This is a genomic window from Streptomyces sp. NPDC057702 (genome assembly GCF_042799315.1).
Lineage (GTDB): Bacteria > Actinomycetota > Actinomycetes > Streptomycetales > Streptomycetaceae > Streptomyces.
Genome location: NZ_JBHVJC010000004.1, coordinates 255061 through 268914 on the forward strand (window position 1 = coordinate 255061; position 13854 = coordinate 268914).

The following is a 13854-nucleotide window of genomic DNA, read 5'->3' on the forward strand; positions in this document are numbered from 1 at the left end:
CTCTCGGCCCGGCCGCGACGGGGAACTACCGGAGTGTGTCCGGGAGTTCCCCGCCGCGGAACGCGGCCATCACCTGCCCTTCGTGCCTAGCGGCGGGTGCGCCGGGGTGCGGCTGGCCGAACGCCAGACCTGCGGATACGGGTGGTGGTGATCACTTGACGACGCCCAGCGCCTGGTAGTCGTAGCGGCCGTTGAAGGAGTCGGCCGTGTAGACGTTGGTGAGCCGGCTGCTGCGCCAGATGATGTTCTTCTCGAAGACGAACGGCAGGTAGACGGCGTGCTCCGAGACCAGCTTGTTCATGTCGCCGTAGATCGTGGCCGCCTTGTCGTCGTCCAGCTCGGCCTGGGCCTCGGTGAACTTGGCGTCGATCTTGGGGTCGTTGAGCATGCTGTAGTTGTTGTTGCCGTTGTCCAGGATGTACTTGCTGTGGACGAGCGGCTGCGAGAAGCCCTGGCCGGTCGGGAAGTCCGGGCCCCAGCCCATGATGATGATGCCGAAGTTGTGCTTCTTGACGTAGGCCGGGTTACCGATGATGCCGGTGGTCTGCGAGCCGTCGTACTGCTCGATGTCGGCCTGGATGTTGATCTTCTTCAGCGACGCCTGGAGCGACTCGGCGGTGGCGACCTCGACGGGCTTGTTGTTCCGCACCGCGATGGTGGTCTTGAAGCCGTTCGGCTTGCCGCACTTCTTGAGCGCGTCCTTGGCCTTGGCCTCGTTCGGCAGGCCGCCGTTCTCCAGCGCGCCGTACGGGTCGAACTTGGGGTCCGAGCCCTTGACGACCGGCGGCAGCATGTTGGTGGCGATGTCGCCACCGGCCTGCGGGCCACCACGGGCGGTCTGCAGCGACTTCTTGTCGGCGCCGTAGATGACCGCCTTGCGGCACTCGATGTTGTTGAACGGCTCCACCGTCTGCGGGAAGACGGCGTAGCGGATGAAGCCGGTCATCGGGTTGTCGACGTTGCCCTTGTGCTTGCGCAGGGCCTCCACGCGGCCGGCCTGGCCGATGCCCGTCGCGTTCAGGTCGATGTCGTAGTTGCCCTTGATCAGGCGCTTGTCCATCTCATCGGAGTTGGTGATGAGGGTCAGCGTGACCTTGTCCGGAAGGGCCTTGCGGATCGGGTCCGAGGACTTCTTCCAGTTGGGGTTGCGCGTGAGCTCCATGGACTTGTTGGCCTCGTAGGAGACCCACTGGTACGGGCCCGAGGAGAACGGCTTCTGGCCGTAGCGCGACCCGGTGTCCTTGTCCTTGCGGACCGGGGAGGCGGCGGGCATCGCCAGCATCTGCTCGAAGTCGCCGTTGGCCCGGGGCAGCTTGAAGACGATGGTCTTGTCGTTCGGCGTCTCGATCGCCTTCAGACCCAGCTTCTCCGGGTGCTTGTCCTTGTAGGGACCCTTGTACTCGCCCTTGGGGTCCAGCACGTCCTTGAGGTAGATCGGGCCGCCGGACAGCACGTCCTGGGCCCAGATCCGCTCGATGCCGTACTTGATGTCCTTGGACGTGATCGGCTTGCCGTCCTGCCAGGTCACACCGTCCCGCAGGGTGTACTCGTACCGCTTGCCACCCTCGGTGATCTTGGCGACGCCGGTGGCCAGGTCGGGTACGAGCTCCTTGCTCTGCTCGCCGGGCGCCGGCTTGTAGGTGATCAGCTGGCGGGTGTAGTAGCGCGCGTAGTCCCAGACGAAGCCGTAGTAGCCGCGCTGCGGGTCCCAGGAGTCGGCGTCCTGGGTGCCGATGAACTTGAGCGTGCCGCCCGTCTTCTCCGACGGGTTGGCGATCTTGTTCTGTGCGGCGTTGAAGCCGGGCCCGCCGCCCTTGCTCTTGTCGTCGCCGCCCCCACAGCCGGCGGTGGTCAGCAGAGCCGCGACGACGACGGCCGACCCGAGGGCCAGTCTGCGCTTCGATGTGCGATGGGTTGTCACGATCTCGCAACCTCCGTGGTGGTGACGTTTCTTTGCCTAGCGTGGTGGGACTGCCGGTAGAGCTCGGTGGATCGATGGGGTCAACGGTTCCCCTTGGGGTCGAGGGCGTCGCGGACGCCGTCGCCGAGGAGGTTGAAGGCCAGCACGGTCACGAAGATGGCCAGGCCGGGGAAGATCATGAACAGGGGCGCGATCTCGTACGTGCGCACCGCCGTTGACAGCATCTGCCCCCACGAGGCGGTGGGCGGCTTGACGCCCGCGCCCAGGAAGCTCAGGGCGGCCTCGGTGAGGATGTTGGTCGGGATCATCAGGGTCATGTAGACCGTGATCGGCGCGACCAGGTTGGGCAGCAGTTCCCGGAACAGGATGTAGCGGCGGCCGGCGCCCAGGCTCTGAGCCGCCTCCACGTACTCGCGCTCGCGCAGTGACAGGGTCTGACCTCGCACGATGCGCCCCACGTAGGGCCAGCCGAAGAAGCCGATCACCACGATCAGTACACCCATGCGCACGCCCGAACCGCTCAGCCCCCACAGCTCGCTGGGCACCACGGAGACCAGCGCCAGGATGAACAGGAGCTGCGGGAAGGCGAGCAGCAGATCCATGGTGCGACTGATGATCGCGTCCACGACGCCGCCGAAGTAGCCGGCGATGATGCCGAACACGGTGCCGAGCAGCACGGCGAAGATCGCCGAGAGGAAGGCCACGATCAGCGAGATGCGGGTGCCGTAGACCACGCGGCTGAAGGTGTCGCGGCCGTTGACGGGCTCGACGCCGAACAGGAAGTCCTTGCTCATGCCGCCCCACTCGCCCACGGGTTGGCCGCCGAGCAGGGCGTCGACCGTCTCCGGGTCGTCGTGGAACTCGTTGGGCGGGTGGCCGAACCAGCTCACGATCAACGGGGCGAAGATCGCGACGATGATCAGGAACAGCACGACGCCGCCACCGGCCAGCGCGAGCTTGTCCCGCTTGAGTCGCGCCCAGGCGATCTGCGCGGGCGAACGGCCCGCGATCTCCTTGGCCGGGGCGTTGGCCGCGACGTCGACAGCCGCGGTCTCGGCCGCGCTCGTGTCGTGCAGTGGTGCCGTCATCGTGGTGGGGACCCCTCTCGGCCGGGTGGTGACCGGCCCACGACCGCCGCTGTAGCGGCTTGGTTCACATCAGTTGGAGCAGGAACAGCGGAGCTGGTGCACACGGGCTGAGCTTGGTGTGCGCGTACCGAGGTGGTGCGGGAGCGGTGGTGCGCGATCCGCCCTCGCCCCCCAGGCGAGTCCATCGCGCGAGAACGCTGACACGGGCTCGGCGGAGGAGTGCGGACGGACCGGGAAGTTCACCCGCGGCGCGTCACCCGTTCGGGGCGTGTGACGCGCCACACGTCCCTTGGAGCGGGAGTCTTCAACGCTGCCGCGATCACCCGCCAGACCTCATCGGTAATGGATGCGCAACTGTGATGTGGCCAGGAAGGTTCCGTTATCCGAACAGCGGTGACAGATCAGCGGGACGGCGACAAGCTGCTATGTGCCCGCGCTCAGCGCCCGTGGCCTGGGCCTACCGATCTCACGCGGCGGGGGCGGAAGTTCGCTGGAGGCCGCCGGACACGCGAATCCGGAGTGGCGCGTTCCCGCCACTCCGGCGCGCACACCGCGGCCGAAACCGCACCCGCCGTCACCGTTCGCACCCACCGCCGCACGGCGGTTGGCGACCGTTCGCGGCGGTTTTCGGCAGGTGGGATCGCCGGCGGTGACCTCGCGGTGCGGTGCCTCGCCCCGCGGGCGGGCGCGGGGCGGCGGTGCGCGGCACGCGGGAACGCGGAGGGGTCACCCCGCGCGACGGTGACCCGCGGAGCGCGCCACCAGCGGCGGCGGCCTCCCCGCCCACGCCGCGTGCGGCGACACGGGGTCGCTGGCGCGCGCGGCGGGCGGCGACGCGGCACGGCGCCGGGGAGCGGTGCGGGCGGCGCCTTTGGGCAGGCGTGACCCGACGCGGGAGGCATCTCGGGTGGGCGGGAACCAGACGTGGAGGACACGCCCAGGCGGGCGTGGCCAGGCGCGGCCGGGCTCGTGGCCACAGCGGGGCGCCGCACCCGGGCGCGGGCGGGGTGGGCGCGGTCAGTAGGGCTGGGGTTGCGGCGGATAGCCGTACCCCGCGGCGGGGGCGGGCGCGGGGCCGTACAGGTCACGGTCGAAGAAGGGGCGGCTGTTGGCCCGCATCCACATGGCCACCGGGTCGTACGCGTCGGCCATCGCGACCGTCGAGACCGGCAGCCCCTCGGGCACCACGCCGATGGCCTGACGCATCATCAACCGTACGGATTCCACGGCCGCCTGGCCCGTGTCGTACAGATCGAGGCCGATGGCCAGGTACGGGCTGCCGAGCGCGGGTTGCACCCACGCGCGGCGCAGCGAGCGCACCGCGGCCGTGCGGTGCGCGTGTTGCCCGAGCAGGGCGTAGAACTGGTGCATGTCCACCGTGGGTTCGCTCAGCCGCAGCGGTCCGGCGGGCAGTCGGTCCAAGCCGCCGGCGACGCGGCGCAGGTCGGCCCAGGGGACGCCGACGCCGCCGCCGGGCGCGTGCGGGTTGAGCCACAGGCCCCAGCGTTCGGGGAAGAGGGCGGCGGCGACACGGCGGACGGGGACCACCTCGTGGGCCCGGTTCCAGCCGCTGGCGGCCAGCTCGTGCGCGGAGGTCACGCACGGCGCGTACCCGAGGCCGTCGATGTCCATGTTCCCGTACTGCGCCTCGGGAGATCCGCTCCGGCCGTGCCACAGGAGCATCCACACCCGCCCCTCGACGAGGGCGTGCAGCAGGCGTTCGTACGCGTCGAAACGGCCCGGGGAGACCTGCCCCAGCGCCTCCTCGATCCGCCCGGCGGGCGCCCCCGCCCCGCCTCGCCCGCCGCCGAGATACGAGTCGCTGCGCACCCCCCTGTCCGCGCCCGCGCTCACCTGGTTACGCCCCTTCTGTCGGCCGATGTCCGGGTCGTCGTCGCACGCCCCGTCCGGTCATCCCACCAGCTTACGAGTCCCCCGCGAAGCGCCCGCACGATGTCATACGTCCCGGTCGAAGAACGGTCGTACGCGCCCCAGCATCCAGTCCGCCACCGGGTCGCGCGCTATGTCCAGGAGGACCAGCTGCACCGGCCAGGCCACCGGGACCGTGCCGAGCGCGCGCCCCAGGGCGTCCAGGGTCACCGCGCGGCCCTGGTCGTCGGGCCGGTCCAGCTCGACGCCGACGAACAGCGCCGGCGGCTGCCCCTCCACGCTGGCCAGGGCCCGGCGCGCGGTGCGCACACCGGGTGTGGCGGTGAACTCCAGGCCGGCGGCGGCCAGGAAGTCGACGGGCTCGTCCTGCCAGTCGGGCTCGTACAGCAGCACCCGGCCACCGCTCGCGGCCCCGTCCAGCGGGGCGTGGCCGCCACGACACAGGACGGCGACGGCGGGCGGGGGCAGCGGGATACCCACCGCGCCGCCCGGGTTCACGATGATGCCCACCTGCGGGGGCAGCCCACGGGCGAACTCGACGGCGGGAGCGACGGTGCCGGGCAGCCGGCCGCCGGTCAGCGCGTGGAACCGCTCCTCGGAGCTGAAGACCGGGACGAACGCGGCGCCGTCCAACTCGATGGTGGCCAGGTCCAGATGGATGCTGTCCGGTCCGCCACCCCGGGGCAGCGGCACCCACACGTGGCTGCGGCCGAGCACCTCGACGACGCGGGCGCCCGCTCCCGCGCGCTGCTGCCCGTCCGGGCCCAGGGCGAGCGCGGCGGCCAGCACCTCTTCGAGCTCGTTGCCCGGGAATCCACCGACAGCAGGGGAGGTTTCGTGTCGCTCAGGGATGCTCATCTCGTCCAACCGCCGTCTCGTCCAGCCTGCCTACGCACCCTAACGGCTGCACCCCTCCCCGCTCCCGGGGGTCGCCGATCCCCTCGCCCTCCGGACAGCGGACACGGCCGGGGCGGGCGCGTTCGCGGCACGGCGACCGATGCCCCCAACACCCCACGCGTCCCTCACGGAGCGCTCCCCCCTTTCCCCTCTCTCCTTGTCCCCCCGCCGCTCTCCCCCTTTTCTTGCCCCGTCGCCTCCGCCCCTGCCGCTCCCCCGCGTTCCGCCGGCTCGCTGCCCGTCCGCCCCCGCCGCGCGCCCGCCCGCCGGCGGAGTGGGCGGGGCGGGGTGAGCGGGGCGCGGCGGGGGGCGCTCTATCCGAAGGTGATGTCGCCCAGGTCCCCGGCCGCCGCCCGGTCGAGCAGGACCGCCGAGGCGCAGCCGGCCGGCGGGGCGCCCGCGAGCGCCGCCGCGCGCAGCCGGGCGACGGCGGCCCGGTGGCGGCCGAAGGCGTAGGGGGTGACGCCGCGGCCCCGCGCGGCCTGACCGGCCAGGGCCGTGTGCGGTGGCACGTCGAGCAGCACCAGGTGGAGCGAGACGCCGCTCCGCCGCGCGCTGCGGGCCAGCCAGCGGCGCACCCAGGGCATCGTTCCGCAGTCGTGGACGACGACGCTGTCGCCGGAGCGCACGGCCCGGCGCAGTCCCGCGTAGTGCGCCAGGCGTACCAGCGGGCGGTAGAGGGGGTAGGCCAGCCACGGCGGGACGCGCCGCTCCCAGCGGTCCCGGGCGTCCTGCGAGTCCACCCGCCACACCGCCCGGCCCCGCCCGTCGCGGCCGGGCACCACACGCCGGATCAGGGTGCTCTTGCCGCTGCCCGGCAGGCCGGAGACGACCAGCAGGTCCCCGGCGGCGTACCGCAGCTCCCGCACCCCGGCGACGGCCCCGGGCTCCGGCGACCCGGCGCGGGGGGCGTCCTGGCGGGCCACGGGGACGCCGACGGCCGCCGCCTCCGGGCCGCCGCCCGCCGTCTGGCCGGGAGGACCGACGGCCACCGAGCCGGCCTCGACCTCGGGAGTCGGGGGGCGCGGACGACTGGCCGGCTCCTCACCGGGCGGTTCGCCCGTGCGCCGCCGGCCGGCGGGCTGGTCGGCTAAGCCGGTGGGCGGCGTGCCCGCCCGGCCCCGGGGCCGCTCCGGCGCCGGGGCGCAGGCTCTGCCGCCCGCGCGCAGGTCGCGCACCCGGGGGCCACGGCCCGGTTGCACCGACTCCCCCGGCGGCCGGGCACGTCGGCGCGGCGGTGGGGGTGGTGCGGGGACCTGCGGTCCCGTCTGCATGCCCTGACCCTGCAACGTGATCGTCCTCCCCGAGCGCTACGGCGGCGGTCACCACGGTTCGCGTCCACCGAGTGTAAAGAAAAGGTAATGCGCCCCACCGACAATTGGGTGCCGGACCGGGGGTCCATCGCTCGCCTGTCCGTGTCATGATGTGCGCGCAACTGCATACCGGCCGCTCGAATCCATGCGGGAGAGTTCCCGGACCAGCGGTGATCTACGCGATCACCCGCCCCGGGGCGCCGAAGGAGCAAGTCCTCCCTTGAATCTCTCAGGCCCCGATACCGCGTGGACGAGGCAGATCTGAAAAGCGAGCCGTTTCGCACGGCTCCACCCAAGGTGCAAGCCAGGCCCCGCTTCAAGGGGTCAAGGCGAACCTCTCAGGTTCCGATGACAGATGGGGAGGATGTCTTCGCCAGCCCCTGCCCACCTTTGGGAGCCCGCACCGATGAGCAGCCTGCCCGATTCTCCGCGCCGTACCGCCCTTGACGCGACCCATCGCGCGCTCGGCGCCACCATGACCGACTTCGCAGGCTGGGACATGCCGCTGCGCTACGGGAGCGAGCGCGAGGAGCACAACGCCGTCCGTACCCGTGCCGGCCTGTTCGACCTCTCCCACATGGGCGAGATCGCCGTGACCGGCCCGCAGGCCGCCGAGGTGCTGGACTTCGCCCTGGTCGGCAACCTGTCGTCGGTGGCCGTCGGGCGCGCCCGCTACACCATGATCTGCGACGCCGACGGCGGCATCCTGGACGACCTGATCGTCTACCGGCTGGCGGAGCAGACGTACCTGGTGGTCGCGAACGCCGCCAACGCGCAGACCGTGCTCGACGCGCTCACCGAGCGCGCGGCCGGCTTCGACGCCCAGGTGCGCGACGACCGCGACCACTACGCCCTGCTGGCCGTCCAGGGCCCCGAGTCCCCCGGCATCCTCAGGTCGCTGACCGACGCCGACCTGGACGGGCTCAAGTACTACGCGGGCCTGCCCGGCACCGTGGCCGGCGTGGACGCGCTGATCGCCCGCACCGGGTACACCGGCGAGGACGGCTTCGAGCTGTTCGTCGCCCCGGGCGACGCGGTGGCCCTGTGGCAGGCGCTGACCGAGGCCGGCGCGGGCGTCGGCCTCATCCCGTGCGGGCTCTCCTGCCGCGACACGCTGCGCCTGGAGGCGGGCATGCCGCTGTACGGGAACGAGCTGACCACCGCCACCACGCCCTTCGACGCCGGCCTGGGCCGCGTGGTGAAGTTCGAGAAGACGACCAACGGGGGCCGCTTCGTCGGCCGCGAGCCGTTGGAGGGCGCGGCCAAGCGGGCCGCCGAGGCCCCGCCGCGCAAGCTGGTCGGCCTGATCGCCACCGGCCGTCGGGTGCCGAGGGCCGGGTTCCCGGTCGTGGCCGCCGACGGCACCGTCATCGGCGAGGTCACCTCCGGCGCCCCCTCGCCCACCCTGGGCAAGCCGATCGCCATCGCCTACGTGGACGCCGAGCACGCCGCCCCCGGTACCGAGGGCGTGGCCGTGGACATCCGTGGCACGCACGAGCCGTACGAGGTCGTCGCGCTCCCCTTCTACAAGCGCGAGCGCTAGCCAGCACCGCGACCGGACCCGGCCCGCCGTGCCGTGTCGGCCCCGCCCCACGCCCCGGCGCCCCGTGTCCGTTCCTTCGTTTCCCCGCCCCCTTGCACGACCACGCCCTCGCGTACAGGAGAATCAGGACATGAGCAACCCCCAGCAGCTTCGCTACAGCAAGGAGCACGAGTGGCTGTCGGCCGCCGCGGACGGCGTGTCGACGGTCGGCATCACCGAGCACGCGGCAGGCGCGCTCGGCGATGTCGTCTACGTCCAGCTCCCGGAGGTCGGCACCGAGGTCACCGCGGGCGAACCCTGCGGTGAGCTGGAGTCGACCAAGTCGGTCAGCGACCTGTACGCGCCGGTATCCGGTGAGATCACCGAGGTCAACCAGGACGTCGTGGACGACCCGTCGCTGGTGAACACGGCCCCCTTCGAGGGTGGCTGGCTGTTCAAGGTGAAGGTGTCGGAAGAGCCGGGCGACCTGCTCTCGGCCGACGAGTACGCCGCCTTCACCGGCAACTGAGCGCAACCTTCCACGTACCCCTGACGACTCTGATCGGGATGCCGATGTCGACTTTCAACAGTTCCCTCCACGAGTTCGATCCGGACGTCGCCGCCGCCGTCGACGCCGAGCTCCACCGCCAGCAGTCCACCCTGGAGATGATCGCGTCGGAGAACTTCGCTCCGGTCGCCGTCCTGGAGGCCCAGGGCTCGGTCCTCACCAACAAGTACGCCGAGGGCTACCCCGGTCGTCGTTACTACGGCGGCTGCGAGCACGTGGACGTCATCGAGCAGATCGCCATCGACCGCATCAAGGCGCTGTTCGGCGCCGAGGCCGCCAACGTGCAGCCGCACTCGGGCGCGCAGGCCAACGCCGCCGCGATGTTCGCGCTGCTCAAGCCCGGCGACACGATCATGGGTCTGAACCTGGCGCACGGCGGGCACCTGACCCACGGCATGAAGATCAACTTCTCCGGCAAGCTCTACAACGTGGTCGCCTACCACGTGGACGAGCAGACCGGTCAGGTCGACATGGACGAGGTCCAGCGGCTCGCCAAGGAGCACCGCCCCAAGCTGATCGTGGCCGGCTGGTCGGCCTACCCGCGCCAGCTCGACTTCGCGGCCTTCCGCCGGGTGGCCGACGAGGTCGGCGCGTACCTCATGGTGGACATGGCGCACTTCGCCGGTCTGGTGGCCGCGGGCCTGCACCCCTCGCCCGTGCCGCACGCGCACGTGGTGACCACCACCACGCACAAGACGCTGGGCGGCCCCCGTGGCGGTGTGATCCTCTCTACGGCCGAACTGGCCAAGAAGATCAACTCGGCGGTCTTCCCCGGCCAGCAGGGTGGCCCGCTGGAGCACGTGATCGCGGCCAAGGCCGTCGCCTTCAAGATGGCGGCCTCGGAGGAGTTCACGGAGCGTCAGCGGCGCACGCTGGAGGGCTCGCGCATCCTGGCCGAGCGGCTGACCCAGGCCGACGTGGCCGAGGCGGGCGTGGCCGTCCTCTCCGGCGGCACCGACGTGCACCTGGTCCTGGTGGACCTGCGCAACTCCGAGCTGGACGGCCAGCAGGCGGAGGACCGGCTGCACGAGGTCGGCATCACCGTCAACCGCAACGCCATCCCGAACGACCCGCGCCCCCCGATGGTCACCTCGGGCCTGCGGATCGGCACCCCGGCGCTGGCCACCCGCGGCTTCCAGACGGAGGACTTCCGCGAGGTCGCCGACGTCATCGCGCAGGCCCTCAAGCCGTCCTACGACGCCGAGGCGCTGCGCGAGCGGGTCAGCGCGCTGGCCGCGAAGCACCCGTTGTACGTCACGCTGTAACCCTTCGGCTGGGCGGCTTTCCCGGGGCACCGCGCACACTGGTAGTGGGCCGGTGCCCCGTCCCACGTCCGGACGGGGCCGTCCGCCGGCCCCGTACCGGCCAGACACCGGGGCCCACCGGCCCCCTCCGGAGGGCCCGGCCCGTCCGGCCCGCCCGTACGACAATTGCATCCGGCCCCGCACCGCGGCGGCCATCCGCCCGCTCCGCCGACGGGGCGCGCCCCGTCACCGCTCCAGGGCTCCCTCAGTCCCACGCCCCATGGACGCGGAACCTCCCGCCCCACCGCCCCCCTCTCTCCCTCCGCACTCCGAACCACCCACACCGAGCAGACAAAGGGGTCAGCTACCGTGGCCATCTCCGTATTCGATCTCTTCTCCATCGGCATCGGTCCCTCCAGCTCCCACACCGTCGGCCCGATGCGCGCCGCCCGCATGTTCGTGCGCCGCCTGAAGAACGAGGGCCTGCTGGCCCACACCACCGCCGTCCGCGCCGAGCTGTTCGGCTCCCTGGGCGCCACCGGCCACGGCCACGGCACCCCCAAGGCGGTCCTGCTCGGGCTTGAGGGCTACGCGCCGAAGACCGTGGACGTGGAGCGCGCCGACGGCGAGGTCGACCGCATCCGCCAGACGAAGCGGCTGCGGCTGCTCGGCGCGGAGATCGGCGCCGACCACGAGATCGACTTCGACGAGCCGAACGAGCTGATCCTGCACCGCCGCCGCTCGCTGCCCTACCACGCCAACGGCATGACGCTCTTCGCCTACGACGCGGACGGGCTGCCGCTTCTGGAGAAGACGTACTACTCGGTGGGCGGCGGCTTCGTGGTGGACGAGGACGCGGTGGGCGAGGACCGCATCAAGCTCGACGACACCGTTTTGACCCACCCCTTCCGCACCGGCGACGAGCTGCTGCGCCTGTCCCGCGAGACCGGGCTGTCCATCTCCGCGCTGATGCTGGAGAACGAGAAGGAATGGCGCACCGAGGAGGAGATTCGCGCGGGCCTGCTGGAGATCTGGCGGGTGATGCAGGCGTGCGTGACGCGGGGCATGTCGCGCGAGGGCATCCTGCCCGGCGGCCTCCGGGTCCGCCGCCGCGCCGCGACGGCCGCCCGCGCGCTGCGCGCCGAGGGCGACCCGGCCGCGCACGCGATGGAGTGGGTGACGCTGTACGCGATGGCGGTCAACGAGGAGAACGCGGCCGGTGGCCGCGTGGTGACCGCCCCGACCAACGGCGCGGCCGGCATCATCCCCGCCGTCCTGCACTACTACGTCAACTTCGTCGCCAAGGACTCGACGGAGAGCGAGCGGGAGGACGGCATCGTCCGCTTCCTGCTGGCGGCCGGCGCCATCGGCATGCTCTTCAAGGAGAACGCGTCCATCTCCGGCGCCGAGGTCGGCTGCCAGGGCGAGGTCGGCTCGGCCTGCTCGATGGCCGCCGGCGGCCTGGCCGAGGTACTCGGCGGCTCCACGGAGCAGGTGGAGAACGCCGCCGAGATCGGCATGGAGCACAACCTGGGCCTGACCTGTGACCCGGTCGGTGGCCTCGTCCAGATCCCGTGCATCGAGCGCAACGGCATGGCCTCGGTCAAGGCCGTCACCGCCGCCCGCATGGCCCTGCGTGGTGACGGCCGCCACCACGTCTCGCTCGACAAGGTCATCAAGACGATGAAGGAGACGGGCGCGGACATGAAGGTCAAGTACAAGGAGACCGCGCGCGGCGGGCTCGCGGTCAACGTCATCGAGTGCTGAGCACGTCACCACGGTAGGCCCTGACCAGCGCGTTCCCATCCTTCGGCGCGGTCAGGGCCTGCCCTGTCCGCACGGCGGGAAGCCGCTGGGAACCCCCTCGGACAGCGCGGGAAGTCCCCGAAGAGTCCCTGGGAGCTCCCGCGCGGGCCCTGGGCGCCGGATCTGCCCACCGCACAGTCACGGGGGTCCGGTGCCCCGCGCGTTCGTGTGCGCGGACACCGTGACCGGGAAGGTCGCCAACGCGGTCGCCGTGCTGGGGTAGGCCGGCCGTAGCCTCGGACGGCTCGCGCTCCTGGAGGGGCCGCGACCTCCGAGCGGGTCGGGCAGGTCGGGCTGGTCGCACCTGGGGGGCCGCGACGTGATCTGCTCGCTCGCATCGCCTATCTCGACAGCGGGGCTGGTCGCACCTGGGGGGAACCGTGCCCCCTCCCGCGCCGGGCAGGGCGTGGGCGGGCCCGGCGGCGGTCACCGAGGCGGCCCACGCCGTCGCCCGCCCCGCGCTCCGCGGCGCCGGCGGCGCCCGGACGAAGCGGCCAGCGTGGGAGCGCCCACGGGGCTTGGCCGGGGTCGCGTCACGCCTCGTAGGATCAGCGCATGGTGGCCTTTGTACCGTCGTTCGTCTGCTTCTTCCTGTTCTGTGTGGGTGTGGTGCGAGATCGCCGCCGAGTGAGCAACGCGGTTCTGCTGGGCCTGTCCGCCGTCTTCGCGGTGTTCGCGCTCGTGCTGCGGGTGGCCTCCGAGCGGGCCCAGTCGGGCCGCGATCTGGCCGTCGCGCTGCTGACCCTGGCGGGCGTGGGGGTCGTCACGCTGGCGTGGTTCCTCGTCGCCAACGGGATCACCATGGTGCGCAAGGAGGGCAGGAGCCTGGCGAACCTGCTGTCCCTGGGAGCGGGCACCGCCCTGGTCGCCCTGCTCGTACTGCTGGTCACCGCGCTGGTGCTGCACACGCACACGCTGGTGGTGGTGGCCGCGACGGCGGTGGCGCTCGCCGGATACGTCGCCTTCCTGTTCCTCTGTTTCCTCGTCTACGGGGGCCTGTACGGGCGTCTGCGTACCTGGCGCCGGGCGGACTACGTCGTGGTCCTCGGCTCGGGCCTGATCGGCGGCACCACCGTGCCCCCGCTGCTGGCCGCCCGCCTCGACCGGGCCCGGAGGGAACACGCCAGGCTGTCCCGGAAGGGCCGGCGCCCGGTCCTGCTCACCTCGGGAGGACAGGGACCCGACGAGAAGCTGCCCGAGTCGCACGCGATGGCCGACTACCTGGTCGCCCAGGGCTTCCCCGCCGACCTGATCGCACGTGAGGACCGCTCGACGACCACGGACGAGAACCTGACGTTCAGCAAGGCCCTGATGGAGCGGGCCAACCCCACCTACCGGTGTGTGATCGTCACGAACAACTACCACGTCTTCCGCGCCGCGATCACCGCCCGCCGCACCGGCGTCCGGGGCCACGTGATCGGCGCCCCGACCGCCGCGTACTTCTGGCCGAGCGCCATGATCCGCGAGTTCGTGGCCCTCCTGGTCGCCTACCGCCGCACCAACGCCGCGCTCTTCCTACTCGTCCTGCTGAGCGGCCTGTTCATCTGGTGGCTGGGGTGGCCGTCGCCGCAGGCCGTCACGTAGCGGTCGAGGCCCTCCAGGTGC

At 71.9% G+C, this 13854-nt stretch carries 10 protein-coding genes and 1 riboswitch; of the genes, 5 read left to right on the plus strand and 5 right to left on the minus strand.

Annotated features, from left to right (window positions below; all coding sequences use genetic code 11):
• Positions 1-151: 151 nt before the first annotated feature.
• From ACFVFR_RS04550 to ACFVFR_RS04570, 5 genes are all read right to left on the minus strand, one after another.
• The gene (locus tag ACFVFR_RS04550) at positions 152-1921 is read right to left on the minus strand and encodes an ABC transporter substrate-binding protein (RefSeq protein ID WP_383698021.1); all 1770 of its coding nucleotides are present in this window, start codon (positions 1919-1921) and stop codon (positions 152-154) included.
• A gap of 80 nt (positions 1922-2001) precedes the next feature.
• Positions 2002-3009: an ABC transporter permease gene (locus ACFVFR_RS04555; RefSeq protein WP_383698023.1), complete on the minus strand. Its 1008-nt coding sequence runs from the start codon at positions 3007-3009 to the stop codon at positions 2002-2004.
• Positions 3010-4026: 1017 nt separating this feature from the next.
• Positions 4027-4779 carry an enhanced serine sensitivity protein SseB C-terminal domain-containing protein gene (locus tag ACFVFR_RS04560; RefSeq protein ID WP_383698075.1) on the minus strand — a complete coding sequence of 251 codons (753 nt, stop codon included), beginning with the start codon at positions 4777-4779 and terminating at the stop codon, positions 4027-4029.
• 186 nt (positions 4780-4965) lie between these two features.
• Positions 4966-5757, minus strand: coding sequence for an enhanced serine sensitivity protein SseB (locus ACFVFR_RS04565; protein WP_383698025.1), 792 nt, complete (start codon positions 5755-5757; stop codon positions 4966-4968).
• Between the two features lie 353 nt (positions 5758-6110).
• Positions 6111-6788, minus strand: a complete 678-nt coding sequence (locus ACFVFR_RS04570; RefSeq protein ID WP_383698027.1) for an AAA family ATPase — start codon at positions 6786-6788, stop codon at positions 6111-6113.
• A gap of 459 nt (positions 6789-7247) precedes the next feature.
• A riboswitch (glycine riboswitch) is annotated at positions 7248-7364 on the plus strand.
• Positions 7365-7515: 151 nt separating this feature from the next.
• On the opposite strand from ACFVFR_RS04570, the gene gcvT reads away from it, so the two are divergent.
• The 5 genes from gcvT to ACFVFR_RS04595 all read left to right on the plus strand — a co-directional run bounded on the left by gcvT (position 7516) and on the right by ACFVFR_RS04595 (position 13833).
• Entirely contained in the window at positions 7516-8652 is a 1137-nt protein-coding gene (gene gcvT / locus ACFVFR_RS04575; protein ID WP_383698028.1) for a glycine cleavage system aminomethyltransferase GcvT, read from the plus strand.
• Between the two features lie 130 nt (positions 8653-8782).
• Positions 8783-9160: a glycine cleavage system protein GcvH gene (gene gcvH / locus ACFVFR_RS04580; protein ID WP_383698030.1), complete on the plus strand. Its 378-nt coding sequence runs from the start codon at positions 8783-8785 to the stop codon at positions 9158-9160.
• A gap of 44 nt (positions 9161-9204) precedes the next feature.
• Positions 9205-10464 carry a serine hydroxymethyltransferase gene (gene glyA, locus ACFVFR_RS04585; protein ID WP_383698076.1) on the plus strand — a complete coding sequence of 420 codons (1260 nt, stop codon included), beginning with the start codon at positions 9205-9207 and terminating at the stop codon, positions 10462-10464.
• A gap of 348 nt (positions 10465-10812) precedes the next feature.
• Positions 10813-12210, plus strand: coding sequence for an L-serine ammonia-lyase (locus ACFVFR_RS04590; protein WP_383698032.1), 1398 nt, complete (start codon positions 10813-10815; stop codon positions 12208-12210).
• A 594-nt stretch (positions 12211-12804) separates the two neighbouring features.
• A complete protein-coding gene (locus ACFVFR_RS04595; protein ID WP_383698033.1) occupies positions 12805-13833 on the plus strand; it encodes a YdcF family protein in 1029 nt (342 codons plus the stop codon).
• The last annotated feature ends 21 nt before the right edge of the window (positions 13834-13854 follow it).